Raw genomic sequence first — 1,485 nt, forward strand, 5'->3', positions numbered from 1 at the left:
CTTACCCGGAACAATGGACTCCAGTCGTCCCCATATCTCATCGGTCAGCAACATTCGACTCATCTTGATCGCTTACGCAAAAGATGAGATGTAAACACATTTCTTCAAATGTGAACAGAGCCTAGCAGTACGCAGAACGAACCCAATGAATTCATTCAGCGCACGCTCGCTCTCGGCTTCCTTAACCATCGGGCTTTCCTTGCTTCACTCATTCGGCAGTCGTCTTATCATTCAAGCGGGGCAACCATAATCAGTTATATTGAACGAACGATATGACGTTTCCGTCCCGATCTCGAATCTGAAAATCATCGCCACCCCAAGGCTGCCTGATGATAGGCTGCGAAAAATCGGTGCCGCTACGCTCAAACTCCGCGAACAGAGCGGCGACATACGACACCTCGATAGTCGCGACGATCAGCGATGTCTCGCGAACTGCCAGTTCTGCGAAGTTCGGCTGCTGAACATAGTGCAGGTGAAGACACGCCTCCCCCCCCGAGAAACAGAGCCGTAAAACGGGGGATCGCCATAAAGAAAGTCCACCGCGAACCCCAGCCTATCGTGAAAGAAGAAAGCGGCCTCAGTGACATTCCTGACGATCAGGATCGGAATGGCAGACTTGACGACAACGTTACTCATTGCGCGTTCCTGGGCAGGCTGTTGATGAAGTAGCCATGATACCAACGCCGGCTCCGCCAAGAAATCGGGGGCGATGACAACAGCCTTAGTCGGTCGTGCATCGCCAACGTCGCTATTTCGGCAACGGAGTGAGCGCCAACTTCCCGGCATCGGTCAGCGATCCGCACCGGAATATCGCCCCCATATTTTCCTTCTGGCCCGGGAAATCGCCGTCCCAAGAATAATAGATGCTGGCCGCCAGTCGTCCCTGATCGACAAAGTGTTTGAGGATTGCACGCTCGTCCTCGACCAGATGGAGCCTTACTGCATCGTCCAGCGGACATGATTGATCGCGATTGTTGAAGGCCCATTCGGTAAGCCAGCAGGGCTTGTCCGGGGTGCAGCTGTGCAGAATGGCTTCGAGAACATCGATACGATGCGCGACCGTTTGATGCGGATCGCCGCTTGTATAGGCATGGACACCATAGCCATCGACAAAGCGGTCGGCGCCGTGTTGGCGCAGGAACAGGATCGTGTCGGCAACGCTAGTGGCGACCTGACCATTGAAGGACTTCGGTCCGACCGCGCCGACATTTGACAGTCCGCCGGTGATGATCGGTGTCGCTCTGTTCAATCGCGAATGATCGCGGACATCCTTCACGACCGCCAATATCTCGATGTAGCGCAGATAGCCGGCCGCGACCCGCTGGGCTTCCGCGTCGTTCGGATTGGCGAGATCCGTCACACCTAGTGTTCCGTCCCAGAAATAACTTTATATAAATCCAACATGTTCTATGATCGACTTATGGTGTGCGGGAGACGATCGTGGGACGTAAGGGAATCGAGGTTCTCGTGTCCAATCTGGAGCGA

Annotated in this window: 1 protein-coding gene and 1 pseudogene; both read right to left on the reverse strand. The window is 54.5% G+C overall.

What is annotated here, in order from left to right; all coding sequences use genetic code 11:
- Positions 1–250 precede the first annotated feature (250 nt).
- Positions 251–484 (reverse strand): annotated as a pseudogene (locus BVER_RS36110) (VOC family protein); the annotation flags it as partial.
- A 264-nt stretch (positions 485–748) separates the two neighbouring features.
- Complete coding sequence (locus BVER_RS28905) at positions 749–1,360, reverse strand: hypothetical protein (protein ID WP_050456147.1); 612 nt, start codon at positions 1,358–1,360, stop codon at positions 749–751.
- Between the last annotated feature and the right edge of the window lie 125 nt (positions 1,361–1,485).

The sequence above is a fragment of the Candidatus Burkholderia verschuerenii genome, from assembly GCF_001189365.1.
Classification (GTDB): Bacteria; Pseudomonadota; Gammaproteobacteria; order Burkholderiales; family Burkholderiaceae; genus Caballeronia; species Caballeronia verschuerenii.